The sequence below is a fragment of the Azospirillum oleiclasticum genome (assembly GCF_013423485.1).
GTDB classification, from domain to species: Bacteria; Pseudomonadota; Alphaproteobacteria; order Azospirillales; family Azospirillaceae; genus Azospirillum; species Azospirillum oleiclasticum.
In genome coordinates this window covers 1-25,022 of record NZ_JABFFR010000031.1, presented here as the reverse complement: position 1 = coordinate 25,022, position 25,022 = coordinate 1, and the positions used below count along the sequence as shown (strand labels likewise).

The window sequence follows — 25,022 nt, the reverse complement described above, 5'->3', positions numbered from 1 at the left end:
GCGCGGCGGCGCCGCGCCGGGTTCAGGTTGGTTGTTCGGCCTGCTTGCGCAGCTCCGTCTTGAGGATCTTGCCGTTGGAGTTCTTCGGAAGGGTGTCGAGGAACAGGTACTCCTTCGGCCGCTTGAAACGGGCGATGTGGGCGTCGCAGAGGCGGTCGAGCTCGGCGCGCGGCAGCGTGCCGCCGCCGCGCAGAGCGATGGCGGCCACCACCACCTCGCCCCAGTCGGGGTGACGGCGCCCGAAGACGGACACCTCCGCCACCGCCTCGTGCCGCAGCAGCACCTCCTCCACCTCGCGGGGGTAGACGTTGGTGCCGCCGGTGATGATCACGTCCTTGGACCGGTCCTTCAGCGTCAGCAGACCTTCCGCGTCGAGCGAGCCGAGGTCGCCGGTGTGCAGCCAGCCGCCGCGCAGGGTCGCTGCGGTGGCGTCGGGGTTGTTCCAGTAGCCGCTCATCACGGTGTCGCCGCGCACCAGCACCTCCCCCACCTCGCCGTCCGGCAGGGTCTCGTCGTCCGGACCGGCGATGCGCACCGACACTACCCCCTGCGGGTAGCCGACCGAGGCGAGCCGCCGGTCGAGGCTGCCGTCGCCGGCATCGACGTGGAAGGCGCGCGGCAGGACGGAGACGGTCATCGGGCTTTCGCCCTGGCCGTAGATCTGCACCAGCCGCGGCCCCAGCACGGCCAGCGCCCGCTTGCAGTCCTCCACATACATCGGACCGCCGCCGTAGATGATGGTCTTCAGGCCTGCCCGCTCGGCGTCGCCGATCACGCCGGCGTCGATCAGGCGGGTGACGATGGTGGGGGCGGCGAAGAAGGCGCAGCCGCGGTGGTGCCGCAGCAGGGACGCCACCTCCGCCGGGTCGAACTTCCCGCTCTCCGGCACCACCTGCGCCGCCATCGCCAAGACGTGCGGCACCATGTACATGCCGGAGCCGTGCGACAGCGGTGCCGGGTGCAGCACGCAATCCTCCGGCGCCGTCGCATCGACCTCCGCCAGATAGCCGAGCGCCATCGCCATCAGGTTCCGGTGCGACAGCACCGCACCCTTTGGCCGTCCGGTCGTGCCGCTTGTGTAGAACAGCCAGGCCGGGTCGCCCGGCAGCACATCGTGCGCGGCCGCCGGATCGGCCCCCGCCAGCGCCCGGTGGTCGGCGCCGCCGACCTCGACCACGGCGGGCTGCGGGCCGTCCATCACGGTCAGCGCCTCGTGCACGGTCGCGGCGAGGTCCGAAGTGGCGAACACCACGCGCGCCCCGGCATGGTCGAGGATGTAAGCGACCTCGCGCGCGTGCAGCTTGGCGTTGACCGGCACGCACACCAGCCCGGCGCGCCAGCAAGCGAAGAACAGCGCGATGTAATCCGGGCAGTTGCGCATCACCAGCGCCACCCGGTCGCCCGGCACCAGCCCGTGCCGCGCCGCCAGCCCGGCGGCGAGGGACGCGGCGTGGCGGGCAAGGCCGCGGTAGCTCCAGACGGGCCGTTCGCCCTCGAAGACGGCGGTCCGGTCGGGACGGAGGCGGGCGGCGCGGGTCAGAAGGGCTTCGATGCTCATGCGGGCAATCCAAGATAGGCAGCCCGAACCATCGGGCTCTCCAGCAATGTGTCCGACGGACCCTGCAACACGACCTCCCCCTGTTGCAACAGGTAGGCGTAATCGACCGACCGCAGGCTGAGTTGCACATTCTGCTCGACCAGCAGCAGGCTGAGCCCGGCGCGGGTGAGGGTCCCCAGGATCTCGAAGATCTCCGACACCACCCGCGGCGCCAGCCCGATGGACGGTTCGTCCAGCACCAGCAGCCGCGGGCGCGTCATCAGCGCGCGTCCGATGGCGACCATCTGCTGCTCGCCGCCCGACAGGGTTCCGGCGCGCTGGCCGGCGCGCTCGCGCAGCCGCGGGAACAGATCGTAGACCCGCGCCAGCCCCTCCTCCCGGTGCTGCTTCGCGGCGCCGAAGGTGCTGGCGGCGACGAGATTCTCCGTCACCGTGCAGTCTGGGAACAGCAGGCGTCCCTCCGGCACGGTGCCGATCCCGGCGCGGGTGCGGTCGGAGACCTTCATCCGCCCCAGCTCCTCGTCGCCCCAGACCACCCTGCCCTGCCGGGTCGGCACCAGCCCGTTGATGGTCTTCACCACCGTGCTCTTGCCGGCGCCGTTGGAGCCGATCAGCGCGACGCGCTGACCGCTCTCGATCACAAGGTCGATGTCGCGGATCACGTCGGCCTTGCCGTAGCCGGCCGACACACGCTCCAGCGTCAGGCGGGTCATGCCGCGCTCCCGAGATAGGCCTCCTGCACCCGCGGGTCGCGCAGCACATCCTGCGTCGTGCCCTCGGCGAGCAGCGTGCCGAAATTGAGGACGATCGAGCGGGCGCACATGCGGCTGATCACGGGCACCGAATGCTCGACCATCACGATGGTGATGCCGCGTCCGTTCAGCGCGACGATCTGGTCGCACAGCGCCGCCGCCTCCGTCGCCGTCAGCCCGGCCAGCATCTCGTCGAGCAGCAGAAGCCGCGGCTCGGTGGCGATGGCCCGCGCGATCTCCAGCCGCCGCATCTCCGCCACGCTCAGCCGCTCCGCGTCGAGATGGGCGAGATGCGCCATGCCGATGGAGCGCAACGCCTCGTGCGCGTGGTGCTCGGCGTCGGCGGTCGCCGGATGGCGGCCATAGGCGGCGACCATCACGTTGCCCAGCACCGTCATGCCCTGGAACGGCCGCACGATCTGGAAGGTGCGGGCCAGCCCCAGCCGGCAGATGTCGTGCGGGTGCAGCCCGTCGATCCGCCGCCCGTCCAGCCCGATCCGGCCGGTGGACGGCTTCAGCGCGCCGGACAGGCAGTTGAACAGCGTGGTCTTGCCCGCACCGTTGGGGCCGATGATCCCGAAGATCTCGCCACGCCACACCGTAAAACAGACGCCGCTCAGCGCCCTGAGCCCGCCGAAGAACTTGCCGAGGTCGGTCACCTCGAGGATGGTGTCGGTCATTGGACGGCGTCCCCTTGCCGGATCGGCTTGCCGCCCAACCGCGGCATAGCGGGGAACCGGGTCTTCAGCCAGCCGCCGAGACCCTGCGGCAGCAGCAGCGCCAGGGTCATCAGCAACACCGCGTAGACGACGATGTTCACCCCGTTGAAGCCGACCCCCATCGCCGTGCGCAGCAGTTCGCCCAGCGGGATCAGCAGCGCCGCCCCCAGCAGCGGACCCCACAGGAGCCCGAGCCCACCGATGATCGAGAACACAAGGAGCTGGATCGAGAGGTCCACGCCCAGCGTCGACCGCGGGTCCACGAAGGCGAAGGTGCTGGCGAAGAAGGCGCCGCCGACGGAGGTGAGCACCGCGCTGACCACGAAGGCGATCAGCTTGTAGCGCATCGCCGGAACGCCAAGCGCCTCCGCCGCTCCCTCGTTGTCGCGCAGCGCGCGCCAATAGAAGCCGGTGCGGCTGCTGACCAGATGCTGGCCGACGAACAGGGTGATCGCCAGGAAGCCCAGCACCATCAGCCCGTAGGGCCACTTTTCCAGGAATTGCAGGTAGAGCAGCGTCTCGTCCTCCGACGGCATCATCATGCCGTCGGAGCGGCCGAGCCAGGGCGTGGCGGAGACCAGCAGGAAGGCCACCTCGCTGAAGGCCAGCGTGGCGATGGCGAAGAAGTAGCCGCGCAGTCCGTAGCGAAAGCACAGCAACCCGATGGCGAGCGCCATCACCGCCGCCAGGACCACCGCCAGCGGCCAGGTGACCAGCGGCGGCAGGCCGAAGCCGATGTGGCCGTAGGCGACGACGTAGGCGCCGATGCCGAAGAACAGCGAGTGGCCGAGCGAGATCAGCCCCGTGAAGCCGGCCATCAGGTTCCAGGCGACCGAGATCGTCCCCATCAGCGCGGTGTGGATGAAGATTTCCATGAAATAGGGGTCGCCGAGGCAGACGGCGAAGATCGCGGCGGCCAGCAGGCTCGGGACGATGGCGGGAAGAAACCGGTTCATGCGCGCGACCCTCCACCGACCGGCATCAGCCCTTCCGGACGCAGCAGCATCACCAGGATCAGCAGCGCGAAGGGCACGGCCGCCGCCACCGACGCGGTGGTCAGCACCCCGGCCACGCTCTCCGCCACGCCGACCAGCAGCGCCCCCAGCAACACCCCGCCGAAGCTGCCCATGCCGCCGACGATGACGATGACGAAGGCCTTCAGCGTGAACAGCGCGCCGATGTGCGGGTTGACGTAGAGCACCGACGCCATCAGCGGCCCGGCGACCCCGAGCGTCCCGATGCCGATCCCCATCGCCCAGCGGTAGGTCCGGCCGATGTCGATGCCGGACAGGGCGGCACCGTCGCGCGACTGCGACACCGCCCGCATGATCAGGCCGAAATCAGTCTTCCGCAGCACGATGTAGAGCCCGATCAGCAGCAGCACGGCGGCGAGTGCGGCGATGGCCTGCGGCATCTGCAGCAGCACCGGGCCGATCCACAGGCTGGCGGTCGAGCGGTCCTGCACGATCAGCAGGTTGTCGGCCTTGAAGACCATCAGGGCGAGATACTGGAGCAGCAGCGACAGGCCCAGCGTGACCGCCATCTGGTTGATCTCCGGCACCCGCATCGCCGGGCGGATCAGCGTCTCGAACAGGCCGACGCCCAGCGCCAGCAGCGCCGGGACGACGAGCACGACCGCGATGATCGGATCGAGGCCGAGATGCGCCCAGGCAAGATAGCCGCCGTACATCGCCAGCATCAGGAACTCGCCGTGCGCGAAGTTGACGACCCGCATCACGCCGAAGACGAGGGTGAGGCCGACCGCGATCAGCGCGTAGATCGCGCCGTTGGTCATCCCACTGAGCAGGGCCTGCAATAGGATCGTGGCTGACATGGACTTCTCCGGAAGGTCGGCGGGGGGGCGTGCGGATCGCTCCCCGCCGGATCCAGGGGCTTCAGCCCTGAAGGGGTGCCGGCGGCTGGGCGGCGACGGCGTCCGGCCACACGGTCACGAACTTGCCGTCGATCACCTGGACCACCACGCAGGTCGCCGGGGACTGGCCCTGCTCGTCGAAGTAAAGCTCCGGCGCCGGCAGCAGCGAGGCGGGGCCGTCCGTGATGCGCAGCGTGCGCAGCGCGTCACGGATCTTGGTGCGGTCGGTCGAGGCGGCGGCGTCGGCCGCCAGCGCCAGCGCGTAGGTGGCGGCGAAGGCCTGCGCCTGGTTGCTGAGCGGCACCTCGCCCGGATAGGCCTCGGCGAACGCCTTCACGAAGGCCTCGCTGGCCGGCTTCTTCAGGTCGGGCGCCCACTCCACCACGCCGAAGGTGCGCTCGGCCGGCTTGCCCGATGCCGCCACGGTCTGGTTCACATGCGCGCCACCGAAGCCGATGTAGAGCGGACGGAAGCTCTGCGCCGCCAGCGCGCGCAGCAGCACCGTGGAATCATCGGCGTAGGCGACGCTGAGGATCGCCGTGGCGCCGCTGGTGCGCAGCTTGGTCGCCACGGTGCTGAAATCTGGCGAGCCGGTGCGGAAAGTCTCGTCGGCGATGATCGGATAACCGCGCCCGGGCATGACCGAGGAGTAGTTGGCGTGCACCGCCTGCCCCGCCGGGCCGTCCTCGGTCGCCAGCGCCACCTTGTCGATGGTCATGCCGTTCTTCTTCATGGTGTCCATGAAGTCGGCGACATACTTGCCGAACCATTTCGCCTTGACGGCGGTGCGGAAGACGTATTTCAGCCCCTGCTCGGTGATCGCGTCGGTGACGGCGCTGGTGATCATGAAGGGGGTGCGGTTGCGGTCGGACACCTGCGCCGCGGGGATCGTGGTGGCCGACGCCCAGGCGCCCGTCAGAGCGCTGACGTTCTCGCGGCTGATCAGCCGCTCCGCCTCGCTGCGCGACACCTCGGGCTTGGACTGGATGTCGCTGACCACCAGCTCCACCTTGGCCCCGCCGAGGCCCTTCAGCCCGCCGGACTCGTTGATCATCTTGGCGGCGAGCTGGTGCGCCTTCAGCATGCGCGCGCCGTCGGAGGCGTGGACGCCGGTCAGCGGCACCAGCACGCCGATCCTGAGCGTGCTGCCCTGCGCCTGCGCGCCCAGCGAAAAGAGCCCGGGTGCGGTGACCGCCGCGCCGCCGAGCAGCAGCGCCTCGCGCCGATTGATCCCCGTCATGTGTCCTCCCGTTGATGATGTGCGTGTGTTTGGTTTGTTTGTTGGTGCCGGCGCCCTCAGGGGCAGAGGATGGCGCGTCCGACGAACTCGCCCCGCCGCAGCCCGACCAGCGCGTCGTTGGCGCGGTCGAGCGGCAGGCGCGTCACCGGAATGGGCTTGATGCGGCCGGCGCGCGCGAGGTCCAGCAGCTCCCGCAATTCCCCGAGGTTGCCGACAAGGCTGCCCAGGATGCGCGCTGCCTTGATCGGGATGAGCGGCAGCGACCAGGGGGCGGTGCCGCCGAACAGGCCGACCATCACCAGCGTGCCGCCCTTGGCGAGGCAATCGAACGCCAGGGCCGCCGACTGCGGGCTGCCGACCAGATCGAGCACCGAGAAGGCCGGCCCGCCCACCGCGGCGGCGATCCGTGCCGCGGCATCGGGCGCACCGCCGTCCACCGCGGCCAGCGCGCCGGCGGCAACCGCCGCCTCCCGCTTGGCGGGGTCGAGGTCCACCACCACGGCCCCGGCGCCATCGAGCGCGCGCAGCACCTGGATGCACATCTGGCCGAGGCCGCCGCCGCCGATGACCACCACCGGCTGGTCCTTGATCTGGGCGCCGAACTTCTTCACCGCGCTGTAGGTGGTGACGCCCGAACAGGCGAGCGGCGCCACGTCGGCCGGATCGAGGTCGCCGATCGGCAGCAGATAACGCGGGTGCGGCACCCGCAGGCACTCGGCGTAGCCGCCGTCGCGGTGCACGCCGATGTAGGCCGCGTTTCCGCAGTAGTTCTCGAAGCCGTTCCGGCAGGTCGGGCAAACGCCGCAGCCGATCCACGGGTAGACCAGATAGCTCTCCCCGATCGCGACGCCTTCGGCGTCCGGCCCGACCGCCATCAGCTCGCCGGCGGTCTCGTGCCCCATGGTGATGGGCGGGGTTACCCCGCGGTCCTTCAGCGACAGCTTCCGGCCCTGGCCGAGGTCGTAGCCGCCCTCCCACAGATGCAGGTCGCTGTGGCAGACCCCGGCCGCCTTGACGCGGATCAGGACCTCCGTGCCGGAGAGCGCGGGCTCCGGCTTCTCGCCGCCCAGCAGCGGTTCCCCGAACTCCTGGATGTAGACGTATTTCATGGCGTCACCGCTGTGGAGGCGTTACCGGGCGAGATAGCCGCCATCGACCGGAAGGGCGACGCCGGTGACGTAGGAGGAGTCGTCCGAGGCCAGCCACAGGCCGGCGTGCGCGATTTCCGACGGGCGTCCGACGCGGCCCAGCGGAATGGCGGCCAGCAGCTTGCGCTCGTTCTCCGCCGCCTGGGCCTTGTCGTCGCTGCGCGCCACGAAGCCGGGGAGCATGGGGGTGTCGATCGGGCCGGGGCAGATCACGTTGACGCGGATGCCGTCTGGCGCGAAGCGCTGGGCCAGCGATTTGGTGAGGCCGACCACGCCGAACTTGGCCGCCGAATAGACCGGGCTGAACATCGAGCCGACGAGGCCGGAGACCGACGCCGTGAAGATCAGCGACCCGCCGCCGGCGGCGCGCATGTGCTTCGCCACCTCGCCGGCCGCGATCACCGCGGAGGTCAGGTTCAGCCCGATGGCCAGCTCGTATTCGTCGAGATCCAGGTTCTCGACCGAGGCCGGCCCGGGAATGCCGGCGTGCGCCCACAGCACGTCGACGCCGCCCAGCCGCTCCGCCGCCGTGGCGACGCTTGAGCGGGCACCCTCCACCGTGGACAGGTCGGCCACGATGGGGATCACCGCGTCGCCGGTCGAGCCGGCGAGGTCAGCCAGCCCCGCCTCGTTGATGTCGATGGCGGCGACGGTGGCGCCTTCGCGCGTGAAGAGTTCGACCGCCGCCTTGCCCATGCCCGACGCCGCCGCGGTGATGACCACCCGTTTGCCCTTGAGACGCATGTCTTCCCTCCCCCCGTCGCTTATTGCGCGTAGCTGTCCGGAAAGCGCCCGGTGGTGCTGATCACGGTGGTGCGCGTTTCCAGGTAATTGTCGAGCGCCTCGATGCCGTTCTCGCGGCCCCAGCCGCTGCTCTTGAAGCCGCCGTAGGGCGTGGACCAGCGGATGTAGCGATAGGTGTTCACCCACACGATGCCCGCCTCGATGCGTGCCGACACCCGGTGGGCGCGCCCGACGTCGCCGGTCCACAGCCCGGCGCACAGGCCGTAGGTGGTGTCGTTGGCGATCGCCACCGCCTCGTCCTCGCCGTCGAAGGGGATGATCGAGGCCACCGGCCCGAAGATTTCCTCCCGCGCGATGCGCATGCGGTTGTTCACCCCGGCGAACACGGTGGGCTCCACGAAGAAGCCGTCGGCGAACGCCCCGGCGTCGAGCCGCCGGCCGCCGGTGACGAGCTGCGCCCCCTCCTCCCGGCCGATGTCGATGTAGGACAGGGTTTTGGCGAGCTGCTCGGCGTGTGCCTGCGGCCCCATGTGGGTGGCATCCTCCAGCGGCATGCCGACGCGCACACGGGTCGCCCGCTCGGCGAAGGCCTCCACCACGCGGTCGTAAATGGGCCGCTCCACCAGCACCCGCGAGCCCAGCGCGCAGCTCTGCCCGCACACCGACCAGGCCGAGGAGGTGGCGGCGTTCATCGCCTGCTCCAGGTCGGCGTCCTTGAAGATGATGTGCGGGGACTTGCCGCCCAGCTCGAAGGAGAAGCGCTTCAGCGTCTCCGCCCCGTTGCGCAGGATGGCCTTGGCCGTGCGCCCCTCGCCGGTGAAGGCGATCTTGTTGACGCCGGGGTGCGCCACGAGATGCGCCCCGGTGTCGTGGCCATAGCCGGGAACGACGTTGAGGACGCCCGGCGGCAGGCCGGCCTCCTGCGCCAGCCGGGCCAGCTCCAGCGCGGTGACCGGGGTCTGTTCGGCCGGCTTCAGCACCACCGTGCAGCCGGCGGCCAGCGCCGGGCCGACCTTCCAGGCGGTGGTCAGCATCGGCGCGTTCCACGGCGTGATCGCGCCGACCACGCCGACCGGAACCCGCGTGGTGAAGCAGTGGACAGCGTCGTCGATCGGGATCGTCCGGCCCGACAGCTTGTCCGCCAGCGAGGCGAACCACTGGTACCATTGGTAATGCGCGGCGATGTCGGCGCGCGTCTCGCGGATCGCCCGGCCGGAATCCCGCGTCTCCAGCACCGCCATCTCGGCGGCGAAGTCCCGGTAGAGTTCCGCGAAGCGGCGCAACAGGGCGGCGCGCTCCGCCCCCGGCATCCGCCGCCACGGCCCCTCGAACGCCTCGCGCGCCGCACTCACCGCCCGGTCGATGTCCTTCGGGCCGCCGAACGCGACGGCGGCCCAGGGGTGCCCGGTCGACGGGTCGATGCTTTCGACGATGCCGCCGTCGACGGGCGCCACCCATTCACCGCCGATGAAGAGGTGCGGGTAGCGACGCAGTCCACCGTCGCCAGGGCCGCCGTTCAACGTGTCTGTCACGGAAAGCGCGTCCTTCATTCAATATGGTGATCAGTATGTACACGGTGGTGAACTCACCTGTCAAGCTGCCGGGCCGGAAAATCAGCAATCCACGCGATTTGCTCTAATACCTGATTCTTCGCGATTTTTTGAAGAATGCCCAATCTATGGGTTCAGCGTGCGTCGCGAAATTCCATCCCGCAACGCACAAAAACCAAACACCAACGGCACGAACCTTTGTGCAAGAAACGCCTTGCACATGGACTAAAAATCCCTGTATATGAATTTTAGCGCAGCGCCGAGCTGCGTTCACATCATCACGTCACGCCTGGGGAGTTGGGATGGGGCCGCTGGCAGGAACCAAGATCATCGATCTGACCTCCGTCCTGATGGGGCCGTCCGCCACGCAGATGCTGGGCGACATGGGGGCCGACGTCATCAAGGTGGAATCACCGGACGGGGATCTTGTGCGGCAGATCGGGCCGCAAAGGAACGCCGGCATGGGGGCGATCTTCCTGAACGCCAACCGCAGCAAGCGGAGCATCTGCCTGGACCTGAAGCAGCCGGCCGGCCGGGAGGCGCTGCTGCGGCTGGCCGACGATGCGGACATCCTCACCTACAACATCCGCCCGCAGGCGATGACCCGCCTGGGCCTGGATTACGAGACGCTGGCGGCACGCAACCCGCGGCTGATCTACGCGGGGCTGTTCGGCTTCGGGCAGGACGGCCCCTACGCGGCCCGGCCCGCCTACGACGACCTGATCCAGGGTGCCTCGGTCATGTCCGCGCTGATCGCGCGCGCCGGCGACGGCACGCCGCGCTACGTGCCCACCGCCATCGCCGACCGCGTGGTCGGGCTCGCCGCGGTCGGGGCGATCTGCGCCACGTTGGTGAACCGTGACCGGACGGGGCTCGGCCAGCGGGTCGATATCCCGATGTTCGAGACGATGGTGAGCTTCGTCCTCAGCGACCATCTGAGCGGGCTGACCTTCGAGCCGCCGCTCGACGGTGGCGGCTACGCGCGCCAGCTCTCGCCGGAGCGGCGCCCGTACCGGACCCGCGACGGCTACATCTGCGCGGTCATCTACACCGACAAGCAGTGGACGAATTTTCTGAAGGCGATCGGCCGGGAGGATTTGCCGGCCAGCGACCCGCGCTTCGCCAGATTTGCCGACCGGCAGAAGCATGTCGACTTCGTCTACGGCGAGTTGGCCCTCATGTTCACCGAGCGCACCACCGCGGAGTGGATGGAGCTGCTCGACCGGGCCGACGTGCCGGCGATGCCGATGCACGATTTCACCAGCATCCTCGACGATCCCCATCTGACACGGACCGGCTTCTTCCAGACCCACGAGCACCCGACCGAAGGGCCGGTGCGCGCCATGCGGATGTCGGCGAGCTGGTCGCGCACCCCGGTGGCCATCCGGCAACTCGCCCCCCGCAAGGGCGAGCACGGCCTCGACATCCTGCGCGAAGCCGGGTTCGGGGAGGACGAGATCGCCGCCCTTCTTCTGCAACACGCCATGACCGTCCCGGCCCAGGCGGCTGGGGCCGACGCCGACCTCTGACGGAGCACAGCACCGATGGATTTCAGACTGACCGCGGACCAGGAGGCGATGCGGGACGCCATCGCCGCCATCTGCAAGCGCTTCGGCGACGACTACTGGCTGAAGCGCGACCGCGACGGCGGGTTCCCGGACGACTTCTACGCCGCCTTCGCCGACAACGGCTGGCTCGGCATCTGCATCCCGGAGGAGTATGGCGGCTCCGGCCTCGGCGTCACCGAGGCGTCGGTGATGATGCGGACCATCGCCGAGTCCGGTGCCGGCATGTCGGGGGCCTCGGCGCTCCACATCAACATCTTCGGCCTGAACCCGGTGGTGGTCCACGGCACCGAGGAGCAGAAGCGGCGCATGCTGCCGCCGATGGTGCAAGGCAAGGAAAAGGCCTGCTTCGCTGTGACCGAGCCCAACACCGGGCTGAACACCACGCAGCTCAAGACGCGCGCCGTGCGCAAGGGCGACTGCTACGTCGTCGATGGGCAGAAAGTGTGGATCTCGACCGCCCAGGTCGCCGACCGCATGCTGCTGCTGGCCCGCACCACGCCCTTGGAAGAGGTGAGCAAGCCGACCCACGGGCTCAGCCTTTTCTACACCCGCTTCGACCGCGACCGCATCGATGTGCGGGTGATCGACAAGATGGGCCGCAAGGCGGTGGACTCCAACGAGCTGTTCATCGAGGGGCTGGAAATCCCCGAGGAGGACCGCATCGGCGAAGAGGGGCGCGGCTTCGAGTACATCCTGCACGGCATGAACCCGGAGCGGGTGCTGATCGCGTCGGAAGCGGTCGGCATCGGCCATCTGGCGCTCGCCCGCGCCACCGCCTACGCCAAGGACCGCGTCGTCTTCAACCGGCCGATCGGCCAGAACCAGGCGATCCAGCACCCGCTGGCCCGCAACTGGATGGAGCTGGAGGCCGCCTGGCTGATGATCATGCGCGCGGCCTGGGAGTATGACAGCGGCCTGCCCTGCGGGGCCAGCGCCAACGCTGCCAAGTATCTGGCCGGCGAGGCCGGCTTCAACGCCTGCCAGCAGGCGGTGATGACGCATGGCGGCTTCGGCTACGCCAAGGAGTACCACGTCGAGCGCTACCTGCGGGAGGTGATGATCCCGCGCATCGCGCCGATCAGCCCGCAGCTCGTCCTCTGCTTCATCGCCGAGAAGGTGCTCGGCCTTCCCAAATCCTACTGAGGGCGGGATGGACGGCCTGCCCTCCTCGATGGACCCTGTGGATCTCGCCCGCTTCATCCGGGCGGGCGACCGCGTCCTGTGCGGCCAGGGCTGCGCGGAGGCTGTGGCGCTGACCGGCCGGCTGGCGGAGGTGCGACGGCAGGTCGGGCCCTTCGAGCTGTTCGTCGGCCCCGTCTTCTCCGACAGCTTCGCCGACGCGCCGGCCGGCGGCCTGCGCTTCGCCAGCTACGGCGCCATGGGGCGGGCGGCGCGGCTGGCGCGGGTCGGGGTGCTGGAGGTCTGGCCAATCCATTACGGCACGCTCGCCGCCGGCTTCGCCGACGGCACCATCCGGGCCGACGTGGTGTTGCTCCAGCTCGCTGCCGGACCCGCGGGCTACGGCGCGGCACTCGCCAACGACTACACGGTGGCGGCCGCGCGCCACGCCCGCTGCGTCGTCGCTGAGGTGAACCGCCGGGCGCCCTGGTGCCACGGCGCCGAGCTGGATCCGGCCATCCGCATCGACGCGCTGATCGAGACCGACCGCGATCCGGTGGGGCTCGCTCCGGCCGCTGTGGGCGAGGCGGAGCGCGCCATCGCCCGCCACGTCGCCGCCCTGGTGCCCGACGGTGCGACGCTGCAGATCGGCATCGGCGCCATCCCCGACGCGGTGCTGTCCGAATTGGGCGGGCACCGCGACCTCGGCATCCACTCCGGCCTGATCGGGGACCGCGTTGTCGACCTGATCGAGGGCGGGGCGGTGACCAACGCCGTCAAGGCGGTCGATCCGGGGCTGACGGTCAGCAACACCGCCTTCGGCACCGAGCGGCTGTTCCGCTTCATCGACAGGAATCCGGCGGTGCACCTCCGTCCAGCCTCGCACACCCACGCGCCCGCGGTGCTGGCCGCGCAGCCCCGGATGACCGCGATCAATTCGGCCATCGAGGTGGACCTGTCCGGGCAGATCAACGCCGAGCGGGCGGACGGCGCGCCGGTCGGCGGAGTGGGTGGTCTCGTGGACTTCACCCGCGGGGCGCGGGCCTCGCAAGGCGGTCGTGCCATCGTGGCGCTCCGCTCGACCGACCGCAGCGGCGCCATCAGCCGAATCGTTCCGCGGGTCGCTGCGGTGACGGTCGCGCGCAGCGACGTCGATACGGTGGTGACCGAGCATGGCGTCGCCGAACTCGCCCATCTCGGGCCGGCGGCGCGCGCGCGCGCGCTGATCGCCGTCGCCGCCCCGCAGCACCGCGACGCTCTCGCCCGCAGCCTCGGTGAAGGAGCCGCCGCATGACCGCCGACGCACAGCCCCGCCCCGGCCCTCTGTCCGGACTACGCGTCGTGGAGTTCGCCGGCATCGGCCCCGGCCCCATGGGCGCCATGATGCTGGCCGACCTCGGCGCCGAGGTGGTGTCGATCGACCGGCCGGAGCCGAGCGGCAACGGCATTCCGCGCCCGGTCGCCTTCGACGTCACCCGCCGTGGCCGGCGCTCGGTGGCGCTCGACCTGAAGCGGCCGGAGGCTGTGGCCTGCGCGCTCGATCTGGTGGCGAAGGCCGACGCGCTGATCGAGGGGTTCCGCCCCGGCACCATGGAACGGTTGGGGTTGGGGCCGGCGGACTGCCACGCGGTGAACCCGCGCCTCGTGTATGGGCGGATCACCGGTTGGGGGCAGGACGGGCCACTCGCCCGCACGGCCGGGCACGACCTGACCTACATCGCGCTGACCGGGGCGCTCGCCTCGATCGGCCGCGCCGGGCAGCCGCCGACGGTGCCGCTCAACCTGATCGGCGACTATGGCGGCGGTGGCCTGCTGCTCGCTTTCGGCATCGTCTCGGCCCTGTGGGAGGCCCAGCGGTCGGGCCGCGGGCAGGTGGTCGATGCGGCGATGGTGGAGGGGGGGGCGACCCTGATGACCAGCCTGTTCGGGCTCGCCGCCGCCGGCCTGCACCGGCCGGAGCGAGGCACCAACCTGCTGGATTCCGGCGCCCCGCATTACGACACCTATCAATGCGCCGACGGCGAATGGATCGCGGTGGCTCCCATCGAGCCGAAATTCCGGGAGATTCTGCTGACGCGGATCGGCTTCGATCCGGCGAGCTTCCCGGACCTGGACGACCCGGCGCAATGGCCGCAAGCCCGCGCCCTGCTGACGGCCCGTTTCGCCGAGCGCGACCGGGCGGCGTGGTGCGCCCTGCTGGAAGGCACCGACGCCTGCGCGGCGCCGGTGCTGGCGGTCGCCGACGCGCCGCACCACCCCCACGCGGTCGCCCGCAACGCCTTCATCGAGGTCGGCGGCGTCGTGCAGCCGGCGCCGAGCCCGCGGTTCAGCCGCACCCCGGCCGGCACCCCGACCCCGCCGGAGGCGCCGGGCCGGAGCACCCGCGCGGTGCTGGCTGACTGGGGCATGGCACCCGATCGCATCGCCCGGCTGGAACGGCAGGGCGTCATTCCAACCACGCCGGTTCCCGGCCAACCGACACCAGAATCCTGAGGAGGAGAGCACCCATGGCCGGTCTGTACTACGAGGATTTCCAGGAAGGTCAGGTCTTCGAACACGCGATCTCGCGGACGGTGACCGAGCAGGACAACCTCAGCTTCAGCCTGATGACCCACAACCCGCAGCCGCTGCACATCGACGCCGATTTCTCCAGCCGGACGGAATGGGGCAAGCCGCTGTTCAACAGCCTCTACACGCTGGGCATCATGATCGGGATGAGCGTGCAGGACACCACGCTCGGCACCACGGTGGGCAACCTGGGCATGAGCGACGTGCGCTTCCCCAAGCCGGTCTTCCACGGCGACACGCTGCGTTCGCGCACGACGGTGGTCTCCAAGCGGCTCAGCAAGTCGCGCGGCGATGTCGGCCTTGTCGAGTTCGAGCACGCCTGCACCAACCAGCGCGGCGAGGTGGTCGCCATCTGCCGGCGCATGGCGATGATCTACCGGCGCAAGGACGCCGCCTGATGCGCAGCTTCCTGTTCGTGCCCGGCGACAGCCCGCGCAAGTTCGCCCGCGCCCGCCAGACCGCCGCCGACGCTCTGATCCTCGACCTGGAGGACGCCGTCGCCGCCGATGCCAAGCCCCAGGCGCGGCTGGACACCGCCGCGATGCTGGCGGAGGAGCGCGGTCAGCAGCGGCTGTTCGTCCGCGTCAACGCGTTCGACACCGGCCTGACCGCCACCGATCTGGCCGCGGTGATGCCGCATGCCCCGGACGGGATCGCGCTGCCGAAATGCAGCGGGCCGGAACAGGTCCAGCGGCTCGACCATATGCTGGAGGCGCTGGAGGCCGCCCATGGGCGGGAGCCCGGCAGCACCCTGATCCTGGCGATCGCCACGGAGACCGCCGAATCGCTGTTCGGCCTCGGCCGCTACAAGGGCTGTAGCCCGCGCCTGTGGGCGCTCATGTGGGGGGCGGAGGATCTTTGCGCCTCGTTGGGGGCGACGACGAACCGCGACGGCGACCGGCTGCTCGACAGCTTCCGCCTCGCCCGCACCCTGTGCCTCGCCGGGGCGGCGGCGGCCGGTGTCGTCGCCGTGGACACGGTGGCGACCACGCTCGACGATCTGGAGGCGGTGGCGCGCGAGGCCCGCGAGGCCCGGCGCGACGGTTTCCAGGCGAAGATGGTCATCCACCCCAAGCATGTGGACGTGGTCAACGCCGCCTTCCGGCCGAGCGACCGCGACATCGCCTGGGCCACGCGGATCGTCGAAGCCTTCGAAGCCGGGACGACCGGCGTTGTCCGGCTGGACGGCCAGATGATCGACAAGCCGCACCTGCGCGCGGCGGAGAAAATCCTGGCTTCGGCCGGGCTGAAATAGCATGAACAAGCGCGCGTCATGTGAAACCGGGTCGAGATGAGCATGCAAGTCAAGCAGGCCGCCAACGTCGTGGAACTCCTGGAGTTTTTCGCAAAGCGGCAACGGCCGGCAACGCTTGCGGAAATCTCGGAGGAGCTGGGATGGCCGCGTTCCAGCACCTTCAACCTGATCGGCACACTGGCCGAGAAGGGGTATCTCTACGAGCCCAGGGCGCGCGGGGGCTATTACCCGAGCCCCCGCTGGTCCAGCATCGTGCGCGCCATTTCCGAGGCCGAGCCGCTGCCGGAGGCGGCCATCCAGCTCGTGGCCGAGGTCGCCGCCGACACCGGCGAGACCACGGCCATCGGCGCGCCCGCCGGGATCTCGGCCATCTTCATCCATGTGGTGGAGTCCACGCACTCGATCCGCTACTTCGCGAAGATCGGTCATAAGCTGCCGATCCACGCCACCTCGACCGGCCGCGCCATCCTGGCGCAGTACAGCCCGGCGGAGCGCCAGTCCATCTATCGCAAGATCAGCTTCGAGAAATACGGCGAGACCACGCCGACCAGCATCGACGCGGTGGAGGCCGAGCTGCGGCGCTCGGCCGAACGCGGGTGGCACCAGAGCAACGCCGACTACAGTCCCGATCTGGTGGGTGTCGCCCTGCCTCTGCCGATCCACGGCAAGCGCCATTCGGTGGTCGTTGCCGGCCCGATGTTCCGCTGCTCGGCGCGCGTGCCGCAGATCGCCGACACGCTGAAGCGGGCCGTCGCCCGCTTCGCCGGCGACCTCGACCTCCGGTATTGAGGCGCCGCTCCTGTCTGAAAGCCCCAGCCGTCCCGCCAGTCCGGAGCTGTCCGTATGAACCGTTCAGACACCGCCGACGACGCCGACGTCCTCCGCGATCTTCTGCACCGCCGCTTCAGTTGCCGGGCCTTCCGTCCGCAGTCGGTGCCGCGGCCGGTGATCGAGCGAATCCTGGCGCTGGCCCAGCGCACGGCCAGTTGGTGCAACACCCAGCCCTGGCGTGTGCACGTTACCTCCGGCCCCGGGACGGAGCGGCTGCGCGAGCGCCTGTACCGGCACGCGGCGTCGGGCGCGGAGCCGGTCTCCGACCTGCCCTGGCCGCGCGAGTTCCGCGGCGTCCATCTCGACCGCCGTCGCCGGTCCGGCTTCGGGCTCTACGAGGCCGTGGGCATCGCGCGTGGCGATATGGCGGCGCGTGCACGGCAGGGGCTGGAGAATTTCCGGCTGTTCGGTGCCCCGCACGTGGCGGTGATCACCTCGGACGAGGCGCTGGGTGTGTATGGCGCGATCGATTGCGGCGGCTATGTCGCGAACTTCCTGCTGGCGGCCGAGGCCTGCGGCGTGAGTGCCTGTCCCCAGGCGGCTCTGGCCCACCATTGCGACGTGCTGCGGGAGGAGCTGGGCGTGTCGGCCGAGCGGGTGATCGTGTGCGGCATCTCCTTCGGCTACGCCGACCCCGAACACCCGGCCAACCGCTTCCGCACCGAACGCGCCGCGTTGGACGAGGCGATCGACTGGGTCGACGAGTAGGCCGCATCACACCGGCGATCCCGCGGCGAAGGAGTCATCTAACATGGCGGGCGCGCTCGACGGGGTCCGGGTCATCGATCTGACGGGCATCGGGATGGGGCCGATGGCGACCCAGCTTCTGGGCGACATGGGCGCCGACGTGATCAAGGTCGAATCGCCTGGCGGCGACCTGTTCCGGCATGTGACGCCACGGCGGAACGAAGGCATGAGCCATGCTTTCCTCAACCTCAACCGCAACAAGCGCAGCGTCGTGATCGACCTGAAGACGCCTGCGGGCGTCGAGCATCTGCTGCGCTTGCTGGACGGGGCGGATGTGCTGATCTCCAACCTGCGCCCGCAGGCCATGCGGCGGCTGGGCCTCGACCCGGCGACGCTGCAAGGGCGCTTCCCCCGCCTCATCCAGTGCGGCTGTTACGGCTTCGGGGACGCGGGCCCCTACGCCGGGCGCCCGGCCATCGACGACACCATCCAGGCCGCCAGCGGCCTTGCGTGGCTCCAGGGGCGGACCGGTGGGCGCGAGCCCGCCTACGTGAACACGGTGGCCGCCGACAAGGTGGTCGGGCTGTACGCCGCCAACGCGATCACCGCCGCGCTGTACGCGCGCGAACGCACCGGCAAGGGACAGGCGATCGAGGTGCCGATGTTCGAATGCATGGTCGCCTTCACCGTCGCCGAACATTTGTCGGGCCGGACCTTCGTCCCGCCACTGGGCGAGGCCGGTTACGACCGGCTTCTGAACGAGCACCGCCGGCCGTTCCGCACCAGCGACGGTCACATCAGCGTGGTGCCCTACACCGACGCGCAATGGCGGCGCTTCTTCGAACTGAGCGGCCATCCGAAAATGGCGGAGGATCCGCGCTACCGTTCGGCCAGCGACCGCAGCCGGCATTTCCCGGAGCTGTACCGGTTCGTCGGCGACGTGATCCGGCTGGACAGCACGGAAGTCTGGGTGCGCCGGCTGGAGGACAGCGACATCCCCTTCTCGACCGTCAACTCCATCGACGCTCTTCTGACCGACCCGCATCTGCAGGCCGTGGGCTTCTGGCGGGAGGTCGAGCACCCCACCGAGGGCACCATCCGGCAGGCCGGCTTTCCGGTCGGCTTTTCCGCCACGCCAGCCGACGTGCGGCGCCACGCACCGTCCCTCGGCGAACACACGGACGAGGTTCTGGGCCGCACGCCCGATACCGGGGACCCGCCGAATGCGTGACCGTCGTCACCGAAATCCGCGGTCAATACTAAAACAATGTTGATATTTCCTGATCTGTTGGTATGTTTGTGGAAGAAGCAAACAGCCGCAACAGGCAGGGTGCATCATGACGGGCGTACAGGTCGCCGGGGTCGGCATGACCCATTTCTGCAAGCCGGGGGCGAGCCCGCCCTTCACCGATATGGCGCGGGAGGCGATCATCGCCGCGCTGGAGGATGCGGGCCTGACGATGGCGGATGTCGGCCACGTCATCGCCGGCTACATGTACGGCGACACCACGTCGGGCCAGCGGGCCGTCTACGAGGTGGGGATCACCGGCGTGCCGGTGGTCAACGTGAACAACGCCTGCGCCACCGGTTCCACCGCCCTCTACCTCGCCCGCCGGATGATCGAGGCGGGTGCCGCCGACGTGGCGCTGGCCGTCGGCTTCGAGCAGATGCCGCGTGGCGCCATCGACCGCAGCTTTCCGGGCTGGCCCGACCCGTGGGGGCCGTCGCTGGCCGCGACGCAGGCGGTGGAGGGGCCGTCCGACGCGCCCTTCGCCTGCCAGCTCTTCGGTGGCGCGGCGCGCGAGTACATGGAGCGTACGGGCTGCTCGCTGGAAACCCTCGCCGAAATTCAGGTGAAGGCCCGCCGGCACGCCGCTGCCAACGAGCACGCCATGTTCCGGGCACCGCTCACGGTCCGGGAAATCCTGGACTCCGCACCGGTGGTCGGCCCGCTGACCCGGCTGATGTGCTGCCCGCCGACCTGCGGTGCGGCGGCGGCGGTGCTCTGCTCCGACGACTTCATGCGCCGGCGCGGGCTGTCAGGCGTGTCGATCCGCGCCCAGGCGCTGGTCAGCGACAGCCCGGACGTGTTCACCGCCGGCAGCCCCATGAAGCTGGTCGGCGTCGACATGGCGCGCCGCGCCGCCGATCAGGTCTACGAGGCGAGCGGCGTGGACCCCCGCGACATCCGCGTCGCCGAACTGCACGACTGCTTCACCATCAACGAGCTGCTCGCCTACGAGGCGGTGCGGCTGGCGCCGGAGGGTGGGGCCGAGCAGTTCGTGCGCGATGGCGACAACACCCATGGCGGACGCTGCGTGACCAACCCGTCGGGCGGGCTGCTGTCCAAGGGCCACCCGATCGGCGCCACCGGACTTGCGCAATGCGCCGAACTCGTCTGGCAGCTCCGCGGGCAGGCGGGCGCGCGTCAGGTGCCGGATGCGCGGCTGGCGCTCCAGCACAATCTCGGCCTCGCCGGCGCCTGCGTCGTCACGCTTTACGAACGCGCTTAGGCTGCTTGGGCTGGTCCCAGGGGAGGTCCGGCAGCGGTTCGCTGAGCTGCCGCCGGTCCTCCTCGGCGATCATGGCGTTGAGCGTCGCCCAGAATCCCAGCACCGCGTCTCTGGGCAACGACTGGTAGGCGCGGCGCACGCGGCGGAACTGTTCCTGGCAGAGCTGGTGATCGAGCGCCGCTCCCTTCGGGGTGAGGTAATGCTGGCGCCGGCGACGGTCGGCGCTGTCGTGGCGCTGCTCGATCAGCTCGGCCTCGATGAGCTGGTTCATCACCCGCGACAGCGCCTGGTTGGTGACGCGCAGGATCGCCAGGATCTCGTTCACCGTGATACCAGGCCGTCGCGCTACGAAGTAGAGCACGCGATGATGCGGTCGCCCGAACCCGTAGTCGGCGAGGATCGCGTCGGCGTCGGCGGCCAGTTCGATATGGCTGAAGAACACCAGCTCCAGCCCGAGCCGGAGCTGCGAGTCCGTCAGGTCCGCCCAATCCTCGGGCGCGTACGCGTGGTCCACCGTGGGCACCGCCATTCTCGTCGAATCCATATCCATGCCATCCACCGCCTACCCTGCCAAACCGCCCCGCCGATGCCAAGCGCCGCGAGTAATAACAAACTCATTGATATAATCATGCGATTTGGTATGTTTGTCCAACATATATAAGGCCGACAGCCTCGGGAGGATACCAAGAATGTTGCGCGTGACCCTGCTCGCCGCCGCCCTGCTCGCATCCGCAACGGCGTTGCCGGCCGCGGCGCAGGACGCCTTCCGCATCGGTGGCGTGCTGCCGCTCAGCGGGGCCTGGGGCATCATCGGCGAGAACATGCGCCGCGGCGCCACCATCGCCTTCGAGGAGCGCGACGGGAAGGTGCTCGGCAAGCCCATCGAGGCGATGTGGGAGGACAGCGAGACCAGCACCCAGGTCGCCGTCCAGAAGACCAACCGCCTTCTGTCGCGCGGCGTGCATCTGATCTTCGGCGAGGTCAGCTCCGGGTCGACGCTGGCGATCATGAAGATGACCGAGCAGCGCAAGGTTCCGCAGCTCATCACCATCTCCGCCGACGACCGCATCACGGGTGCCGACAAGACGCGCTACGCCTTCCGCACCTCCAACTCGGTCGCCATCGAGAACCGGATGCTCGCCGCGTTCGCGTCCATGCGGTCGCTCAAGTCGGTCTACGGGGTGGTCGCCGACTATCAGGTCGGACGCGACATGTGGAAGCTGCTGAGCGAGGACATGGCCAAGAAGGGCATCAAGATCGTCGGCGAGGATTTCACGCCGATCGGCAGCAAGGATTACTCGGTCATCATCGACAAGGTCGCCAAGTCCGGTGCCGACGGCCTGGCGCTGATCGTCGTCGGTGGCGACGTGGTGACGTCGTTGAAGCAGGCCAACGACGTGCGGCTGAAGGACAAGGTGCAGATCTTCGGCACCATGATCATGGACGAGCTTCTGGGTGCGGCCATCGGGCCCGGCTCCATCGGCATCCACTCGACGCTGCGCTACCACTTCACGGAGGACAGCCCGCGCAACCAGCGCTTCGTCGAGGCGTACCGCAAGAAATACGGGGAGTTTCCCAGCCAGTACGCGGGCGAGGCCTATGACGGGATGAGCTGGTTCCTCGATGTGGTCGAGAAGACCGGCGGCTGGGATAAGGAGGCGTGGGTCGACGCCTTCCGCACCAGCACCCGACCGGACTCGGTGGAAGGCGTCAAGCGCATGCGGGCGTGCGACAACCAGGCCGAGCAGATCGGGCTGTTCGGCACCGCGGGCGAGGGCAAGGACCCGCTGCCGGCGGTGACCATGAAGGTCGTCGCCACCTTCCCCGCCGAGGCGCTGTTCACACCCTGCCCCTGATCGGCCACGCCGGCCGGGAAAGACCGACGGATGTCGACATTGCTGATCGGGCTCAGCATCGGGATGCTGCTGTTCATCCTGGCGGCCGGGCTCACCCTCATCTTCGGGATGATGGGGATCATCAACTTCGCCCATGGGGCGCTCTACATGCTGGGCGCCTACGTCGCCTATCAGGTGGTGCAGAGCGGCGGCAGCTTCTGGCTGGCGCTGCTGATCAGCCCGCTGGTGCTGGCTGTCGTGGGCGCGCTGATGGAACGGCTGACGCTGCGGCCGCTCTACGACCGCGCGCACGAGTTCCAGCTCCTCGCCACCTTCGGCGCCATCCTCGTGCTGGAGGAGGCCGTGCGGGTCCTGTGGGGGCTGGACTTCAAGCGGATGGTGGCGCCTGCCGGGCTCGACGGGGCGGTCACGCTGTTCGGGTCGCAGGTCAGCCTGTACCGGCTGTTCGTGATCGGCTTCGGGCTCGCGGTGTCGCTGGCGCTCTTCCTGGTGCTGGAGCGGTCGCCGCTCGGCACGGCGGTGCGGGCCTGCCAGGCCAACGGCGGCATGGCCGCCTGCGTCGGCATCGACGTGGGCCGCGTGCGCACGGCCGTGTTCGCCATCGGCGCGGCGCTGGCCGGGGTGGGGGGCACGGTGGCCGGGCCGCTGCTGCCGATCCAGCTCCAGATGGGCTTCACCATCATCATCGACTGCTTCGTCGTGGTCATCATCGGCGGGCTCGGCAACATCCGGGGCGCCGTGCTGGGCGCCCTTCTGGTCGGCATGACGCGGGCCTACGGGCAGGCCTACGCGCCGGACTGGATCGACGTGGCGACCTACACGCTGCTGATCGCCACCCTGCTCCTGCGCCCGCAGGGGCTGTTCAACCGACGGGAACGGCTGGCATGAGACGAAGGTTCCTGCCCCTGCTGGCGCCGCGCCTGCTGGCGCGGAGTGCGGCGGCGACGGCGCTGTTCGCGCTGGTGCCCATCGTCACCGGTGACGATGCGGCGCTCTATTTCGTCATGCTGGTGATGATCTGGTCGGTGTTCGCGCTGGGCTACGACATCGTGTTCGGCGTGACCGGCATGCTGTCCTTCGGCCACGCCGCCTTCTTCGGCACCGGCGCCTACGCCGCCAGCCACGCCATGATGTCGGCCGGCCTCGGCTTCGGGCCGGCGCTGCTGGCGGCGGCGTTGGCGGGGGCCGCGATGGCTCTTGTGTTCAGCGTCGTGGCGCTGCGGATGTCCGGCATCTATCTGGGACTGACGACCCTGATGCTGGCGGAGCTGGTCTATGTCGCCGCGTCGGTGAAGCTGCGCGCGCTGTCCGGCGGTGCCGATGGCATTCCCGGCGTGCCGCGGCCGATGCCGGGCGGGCTCGACGGCTTCGAGAACGCGGTCTTCTACTGGGTGGTGCTGGGGGTGTTCGCCCTGGCGCTCGCCATGTCGGAAGTGCTGCGCTCCTCGCCGCTGGGGCAGGTTTTGCGCGCGGTGCGGCAGAACCCGGTGCGTGTGGCCCATCTGGGCTTCACCGTGAACCGCTTCCGCATGGCCGCCTTCGCGGTGTCCGGTGCCTACGCGGGGGTGGCCGGGGCGCTGCTCGCCAGCCTGATGATGTATGTCGGCCCGCAGAACCTGCACTGGAAGGTGTCGGGCGACGTGCTGATCATGACCGTGCTCGGCGGCAGCGGCACGCTGCTCGGGCCGGTGCTGGGGGTGGCCGTGGTGGAGGCACTGCGCGAGCTGCTCAGCGCGTACACCCAATACTGGTACGGGCTGGTCGGGCTGATCTTCATCCTGTGCACGCTGTATCTGCCGCAGGGGCTGGTCGGGCTGGGGCCGCGGCTGCGGGCGGTGGCCCTGCGCGCGGGAGGTCGGGCATGACCGCGGTCGCGTCACCCGCCATCGCTTGCGAGGGCGTCACCGTCGCCTTCGGTGACTTCGTGGCGCTGCGCAACGTCTCCCTGGCCTTCGCCCCCGGCCGGCTGGCGGCGCTGATCGGGCCCAACGGCGCCGGCAAGACCACGCTGATCAACGTGTTGTCGGGTCAGATCCGGCCGACCGCGGGCCGGGTCCTGCTCGGCGGGCGCGACGTCACCCGTCTCGCCCCGCACGCCCGCGCCCGAACCGGGCTCGGCCGCAGCTTCCAGATCGTCACGATCTTTCCGGAGATGACGGTGATGGAGAATCTGAGGCTGGGTGCGCAGGCGCGGGCCTTCGGCCTGCAGCCCTTCTGGCGCGCGGTGGACGGTTGGCGCGCGCTGCGGGAGCGGGCGGAGGCTTGCGCGGAGACGGTGGGGCTGGCTGCCAAGCTCCACTCGCCGGCCGGCAGCCTGTCGCACGGCGAGCAGCGGGCGCTCGAACTGGGCCTCACCCTCACCACCGACCCGGCGGTGCTGCTGCTGGACGAGCCGCTGGCCGGGGTCGGGCACAGCGAGATCGACCGTTCCGTGGCGCTGATCGAGCGGGTGCGCCAGGGGCGCACCGTGCTGCTGATCGAGCACAACATGGATGTCGTCATGTCCATCTCCGACGAGGTGGTGGTGATGACCGGCGGCGAGCTGCTGGCCCGCGGCACCCCGGCGGAGATGCGGGCCGACGCGCGGGTGCGCGCCGGCTATCTCGGCGATCGCCAGCCGGCGGGCCAGCCTATGGGAAGGACCGCCTATGCTTGAGCTGTGCGCCGTCGATGCCGGTTACGGCAACGCCCAGGCGCTGCACGGCGTCAGCTTCTCGGTCGGCGCCGGGGAGGCGGTGGCCCTGATCGGCCGCAACGGGGCGGGCAAGAGCACGACGCTGAAGGCGCTCATGGGAATCCTGCCCTGCCGCGCCGGGGACCGGCGCTTCGAGGGGCGGTCCATCGCCGGGCTGCCCGTCCACCGCACGAGCCGGCTCGGCATCGGCTATGTGCCGGAGGACCGGCAGGTCTTCGGCCCCCTCACCGCCGAGGAGAACCTGACCGTCGGCGCCCGCAGCCACCGGCCCGGCCCCTGGACCCTGCGCCGCGTCTACGACCTGTTCCCGCGGCTGGCGGAGCGGCGGCACGCCCGCGGGCAGTCG

At 69.9% G+C, this 25,022-nt stretch carries 25 protein-coding genes; 15 read left to right on the top strand and 10 right to left on the bottom strand.

The genetic code is table 11. The features are described from left to right. Positions 1-22: 22 nt before the first annotated feature. The 9 genes from HL658_RS26735 to HL658_RS26695 form a co-directional block, all read right to left on the bottom strand. A complete protein-coding gene (locus tag HL658_RS26735; RefSeq protein WP_180284809.1) occupies positions 23-1,558 on the bottom strand; it encodes an AMP-binding protein in 1,536 nt (511 codons plus the stop codon). Further along, positions 1,555-2,271 carry an ABC transporter ATP-binding protein gene (locus HL658_RS26730; protein ID WP_180284808.1) on the bottom strand — a complete coding sequence of 239 codons (717 nt, stop codon included), beginning with the start codon at positions 2,269-2,271 and terminating at the stop codon, positions 1,555-1,557. The genes HL658_RS26735 and HL658_RS26730 overlap by 4 nt, the downstream gene beginning before the upstream one ends. Next, on the bottom strand, positions 2,268-2,990 hold the full coding sequence (locus HL658_RS26725; protein ID WP_180284807.1) for an ABC transporter ATP-binding protein: 723 nt from the start codon (positions 2,988-2,990) through the stop codon (positions 2,268-2,270). The genes HL658_RS26730 and HL658_RS26725 overlap by 4 nt, the downstream gene beginning before the upstream one ends. After that, on the bottom strand, positions 2,987-3,985 hold the full coding sequence (locus HL658_RS26720; RefSeq protein WP_180284806.1) for a branched-chain amino acid ABC transporter permease: 999 nt from the start codon (positions 3,983-3,985) through the stop codon (positions 2,987-2,989). The genes HL658_RS26725 and HL658_RS26720 overlap by 4 nt, the downstream gene beginning before the upstream one ends. Beyond that, a complete protein-coding gene (locus HL658_RS26715; RefSeq protein ID WP_180284805.1) occupies positions 3,982-4,863 on the bottom strand; it encodes a branched-chain amino acid ABC transporter permease in 882 nt (293 codons plus the stop codon). Before HL658_RS26715 ends, HL658_RS26720 begins: the two co-directional genes overlap by 4 nt. A 61-nt stretch (positions 4,864-4,924) precedes the next feature. Then, positions 4,925-6,142 carry an ABC transporter substrate-binding protein gene (locus HL658_RS26710; protein WP_180284804.1) on the bottom strand — a complete coding sequence of 406 codons (1,218 nt, stop codon included), beginning with the start codon at positions 6,140-6,142 and terminating at the stop codon, positions 4,925-4,927. Between the two features lie 56 nt (positions 6,143-6,198). After that, complete coding sequence (locus HL658_RS26705) at positions 6,199-7,251, bottom strand: alcohol dehydrogenase (RefSeq protein WP_180284803.1); 1,053 nt, start codon at positions 7,249-7,251, stop codon at positions 6,199-6,201. 21 nt (positions 7,252-7,272) lie between these two features. Then, positions 7,273-8,034, bottom strand: coding sequence for an SDR family NAD(P)-dependent oxidoreductase (locus HL658_RS26700; RefSeq protein ID WP_180284802.1), 762 nt, complete (start codon positions 8,032-8,034; stop codon positions 7,273-7,275). A 20-nt stretch (positions 8,035-8,054) separates the two neighbouring features. Beyond that, positions 8,055-9,566, bottom strand: coding sequence for an aldehyde dehydrogenase (locus HL658_RS26695; protein WP_211109860.1), 1,512 nt, complete (start codon positions 9,564-9,566; stop codon positions 8,055-8,057). A 320-nt stretch (positions 9,567-9,886) separates the two neighbouring features. Here HL658_RS26695 and HL658_RS26690 point away from each other — a divergent pair, with 320 nt between their 5' ends. From HL658_RS26690 to HL658_RS26645, 10 genes are all read left to right on the top strand, one after another. After that, on the top strand, positions 9,887-11,113 hold the full coding sequence (locus tag HL658_RS26690) for a CaiB/BaiF CoA transferase family protein (RefSeq protein WP_180284800.1): 1,227 nt from the start codon (positions 9,887-9,889) through the stop codon (positions 11,111-11,113). Positions 11,114-11,128: 15 nt separating this feature from the next. Next, positions 11,129-12,295, top strand: a complete 1,167-nt coding sequence (locus HL658_RS26685; protein WP_180284799.1) for an acyl-CoA dehydrogenase family protein — start codon at positions 11,129-11,131, stop codon at positions 12,293-12,295. A gap of 7 nt (positions 12,296-12,302) precedes the next feature. Continuing rightward, entirely contained in the window at positions 12,303-13,565 is a 1,263-nt protein-coding gene (locus HL658_RS26680) for an acetyl-CoA hydrolase/transferase family protein (protein WP_246337923.1), read from the top strand. Next, positions 13,562-14,764, top strand: a complete 1,203-nt coding sequence (locus HL658_RS26675; RefSeq protein WP_180284798.1) for a CaiB/BaiF CoA transferase family protein — start codon at positions 13,562-13,564, stop codon at positions 14,762-14,764. Before HL658_RS26680 ends, HL658_RS26675 begins: the two co-directional genes overlap by 4 nt. Positions 14,765-14,778: 14 nt before the next feature. Further along, complete coding sequence (locus HL658_RS26670) at positions 14,779-15,237, top strand: MaoC family dehydratase (protein WP_180284797.1); 459 nt, start codon at positions 14,779-14,781, stop codon at positions 15,235-15,237. Continuing rightward, entirely contained in the window at positions 15,237-16,094 is an 858-nt protein-coding gene (locus HL658_RS26665; RefSeq protein WP_180284796.1) for an HpcH/HpaI aldolase/citrate lyase family protein, read from the top strand. The genes HL658_RS26670 and HL658_RS26665 overlap by 1 nt, the downstream gene beginning before the upstream one ends. A gap of 36 nt (positions 16,095-16,130) precedes the next feature. After that, positions 16,131-16,883, top strand: a complete 753-nt coding sequence (locus HL658_RS26660) for an IclR family transcriptional regulator (protein ID WP_246337921.1) — start codon at positions 16,131-16,133, stop codon at positions 16,881-16,883. Positions 16,884-16,937: 54 nt separating this feature from the next. Beyond that, the gene (locus HL658_RS26655) at positions 16,938-17,633 is read left to right on the top strand and encodes a nitroreductase (protein ID WP_180284795.1); all 696 of its coding nucleotides are present in this window, start codon (positions 16,938-16,940) and stop codon (positions 17,631-17,633) included. Positions 17,634-17,676: 43 nt separating this feature from the next. Beyond that, complete coding sequence (locus tag HL658_RS26650; protein WP_180284794.1) at positions 17,677-18,843, top strand: CaiB/BaiF CoA transferase family protein; 1,167 nt, start codon at positions 17,677-17,679, stop codon at positions 18,841-18,843. A 106-nt stretch (positions 18,844-18,949) separates the two neighbouring features. Continuing rightward, positions 18,950-20,125: a thiolase C-terminal domain-containing protein gene (locus HL658_RS26645; RefSeq protein WP_180284793.1), complete on the top strand. Its 1,176-nt coding sequence runs from the start codon at positions 18,950-18,952 to the stop codon at positions 20,123-20,125. On the opposite strand, the gene HL658_RS26640 is transcribed toward HL658_RS26645, so the two are convergent. After that, positions 20,103-20,669: a MarR family winged helix-turn-helix transcriptional regulator gene (locus tag HL658_RS26640; protein WP_211109859.1), complete on the bottom strand. Its 567-nt coding sequence runs from the start codon at positions 20,667-20,669 to the stop codon at positions 20,103-20,105. The two genes, HL658_RS26645 and HL658_RS26640, sit on opposite strands and share 23 nt — an antisense overlap. Before the next feature lie 145 nt (positions 20,670-20,814). Between HL658_RS26640 and HL658_RS26635 the strand changes: the two genes are divergently transcribed. The 5 genes from HL658_RS26635 to HL658_RS26615 all read left to right on the top strand — a co-directional run. Further along, positions 20,815-21,981 carry an ABC transporter substrate-binding protein gene (locus tag HL658_RS26635; RefSeq protein WP_180284792.1) on the top strand — a complete coding sequence of 389 codons (1,167 nt, stop codon included), beginning with the start codon at positions 20,815-20,817 and terminating at the stop codon, positions 21,979-21,981. Positions 21,982-22,011: 30 nt separating this feature from the next. Continuing rightward, positions 22,012-22,869: a branched-chain amino acid ABC transporter permease gene (locus HL658_RS26630; protein WP_180284791.1), complete on the top strand. Its 858-nt coding sequence runs from the start codon at positions 22,012-22,014 to the stop codon at positions 22,867-22,869. Further along, the gene (locus HL658_RS26625) at positions 22,866-23,846 is read left to right on the top strand and encodes a branched-chain amino acid ABC transporter permease (RefSeq protein ID WP_180284790.1); all 981 of its coding nucleotides are present in this window, start codon (positions 22,866-22,868) and stop codon (positions 23,844-23,846) included. Before HL658_RS26630 ends, HL658_RS26625 begins: the two co-directional genes overlap by 4 nt. Next, the gene (locus tag HL658_RS26620) at positions 23,843-24,637 is read left to right on the top strand and encodes an ABC transporter ATP-binding protein (RefSeq protein ID WP_180284789.1); all 795 of its coding nucleotides are present in this window, start codon (positions 23,843-23,845) and stop codon (positions 24,635-24,637) included. The genes HL658_RS26625 and HL658_RS26620 overlap by 4 nt, the downstream gene beginning before the upstream one ends. Further along, the coding region (locus HL658_RS26615; RefSeq protein ID WP_180287679.1) for an ABC transporter ATP-binding protein at positions 24,630-25,022 on the top strand (393 nt) is incomplete at its 3' end. The genes HL658_RS26620 and HL658_RS26615, both read left to right, overlap by 8 nt.

Bases quoted from the DNA above. Each gene is read 5' to 3' on its own strand.
- HL658_RS26725 (WP_180284807.1), bottom strand. From the start codon at position 2,990: ATGACCGACACCATCCTCGAGGTGACCGACCTCGGCAAGTTCTTCGGC.
- HL658_RS26730 (WP_180284808.1), bottom strand. From the start codon at position 2,271: ATGACCCGCCTGACGCTGGAGCGTGTGTCGGCCGGCTACGGCAAGGCC.
- HL658_RS26650 (WP_180284794.1), top strand. From the start codon at position 17,677: ATGGCGGGCGCGCTCGACGGGGTCCGGGTCATCGATCTGACGGGCATC.
- HL658_RS26710 (WP_180284804.1), bottom strand. From the start codon at position 6,142: ATGACGGGGATCAATCGGCGCGAGGCGCTGCTGCTCGGCGGCGCGGCG.
- HL658_RS26675 (WP_180284798.1), top strand. From the start codon at position 13,562: ATGACCGCCGACGCACAGCCCCGCCCCGGCCCTCTGTCCGGACTACGC.
- HL658_RS26735 (WP_180284809.1), bottom strand. From the start codon at position 1,558: ATGAGCATCGAAGCCCTTCTGACCCGCGCCGCCCGCCTCCGTCCCGAC.
- HL658_RS26670 (WP_180284797.1), top strand. From the start codon at position 14,779: ATGGCCGGTCTGTACTACGAGGATTTCCAGGAAGGTCAGGTCTTCGAA.
- HL658_RS26700 (WP_180284802.1), bottom strand. From the start codon at position 8,034: ATGCGTCTCAAGGGCAAACGGGTGGTCATCACCGCGGCGGCGTCGGGC.
- HL658_RS26655 (WP_180284795.1), top strand. From the start codon at position 16,938: ATGAACCGTTCAGACACCGCCGACGACGCCGACGTCCTCCGCGATCTT.
- HL658_RS26620 (WP_180284789.1), top strand. From the start codon at position 23,843: ATGACCGCGGTCGCGTCACCCGCCATCGCTTGCGAGGGCGTCACCGTC.
- HL658_RS26690 (WP_180284800.1), top strand. From the start codon at position 9,887: ATGGGGCCGCTGGCAGGAACCAAGATCATCGATCTGACCTCCGTCCTG.
- HL658_RS26660 (WP_246337921.1), top strand. From the start codon at position 16,131: ATGAGCATGCAAGTCAAGCAGGCCGCCAACGTCGTGGAACTCCTGGAG.
- HL658_RS26640 (WP_211109859.1), bottom strand. From the start codon at position 20,669: ATGGATTCGACGAGAATGGCGGTGCCCACGGTGGACCACGCGTACGCG.
- HL658_RS26630 (WP_180284791.1), top strand. From the start codon at position 22,012: ATGTCGACATTGCTGATCGGGCTCAGCATCGGGATGCTGCTGTTCATC.
- HL658_RS26665 (WP_180284796.1), top strand. From the start codon at position 15,237: ATGCGCAGCTTCCTGTTCGTGCCCGGCGACAGCCCGCGCAAGTTCGCC.
- HL658_RS26720 (WP_180284806.1), bottom strand. From the start codon at position 3,985: ATGAACCGGTTTCTTCCCGCCATCGTCCCGAGCCTGCTGGCCGCCGCG.
- HL658_RS26680 (WP_246337923.1), top strand. From the start codon at position 12,303: ATGGACGGCCTGCCCTCCTCGATGGACCCTGTGGATCTCGCCCGCTTC.
- HL658_RS26705 (WP_180284803.1), bottom strand. From the start codon at position 7,251: ATGAAATACGTCTACATCCAGGAGTTCGGGGAACCGCTGCTGGGCGGC.
- HL658_RS26715 (WP_180284805.1), bottom strand. From the start codon at position 4,863: ATGTCAGCCACGATCCTATTGCAGGCCCTGCTCAGTGGGATGACCAAC.
- HL658_RS26645 (WP_180284793.1), top strand. From the start codon at position 18,950: ATGACGGGCGTACAGGTCGCCGGGGTCGGCATGACCCATTTCTGCAAG.
- HL658_RS26685 (WP_180284799.1), top strand. From the start codon at position 11,129: ATGGATTTCAGACTGACCGCGGACCAGGAGGCGATGCGGGACGCCATC.
- HL658_RS26635 (WP_180284792.1), top strand. From the start codon at position 20,815: ATGTTGCGCGTGACCCTGCTCGCCGCCGCCCTGCTCGCATCCGCAACG.
- HL658_RS26625 (WP_180284790.1), top strand. From the start codon at position 22,866: ATGAGACGAAGGTTCCTGCCCCTGCTGGCGCCGCGCCTGCTGGCGCGG.